Genomic DNA, 457 nt, shown 5'->3' with positions numbered 1-457 from the left:
ACTAAACCACTATGGACTTAAAGTCCATAGGTTTGGGCTGGTGACTTAAAGTCACCTGAATAGCTATTTCTCAATTATGAAATTTGCTCCATTACCATCATCAGGTCTTCGATGGTGTTCCAAATATTCATTAACCATTTCATCTGTAATATTACCTGTACTCCAACAACCATATCCAATTCCCCAAAAGTGTCTGCCCCAATATTTCTGCTTTAATTCTGGGTATTCTTGTTGTAGCTTCCTTGAACTTCTGCCCTTCAATTTCTTAACTAAATCACTCACACTTTGAGAGGGACCATACTCCAAATGCATATGAACATGGTCTTTTGATATTACACCTTTTAGGATCTGTACATCTTCCGCATCGCATATTTGTATCAAAAGGGAACGACATCGATTTTGAATGTCGCCTTTCAAAACATGATAACGATATTTTGTGCTCCAAACTATGTGAACT

At 37.2% G+C, this 457-nt stretch carries 1 protein-coding gene; it reads right to left on the bottom strand.

Going from position 1 to position 457, the window contains the following annotated elements; translation table 11 throughout:
* Positions 1-63: 63 nt before the first annotated feature.
* A partial coding sequence (gene tnpA / locus EM932_RS20710; RefSeq protein WP_135879110.1) for an IS200/IS605 family transposase occupies positions 64-457 on the bottom strand: 394 nt, incomplete at its 5' end.

This window comes from Flavivirga rizhaonensis, assembly GCF_004791695.1.
GTDB lineage: Bacteria > Bacteroidota > Bacteroidia > Flavobacteriales > Flavobacteriaceae > Flavivirga > Flavivirga rizhaonensis.
This window is presented reverse-complemented; position numbering and strand designations above follow the sequence as displayed.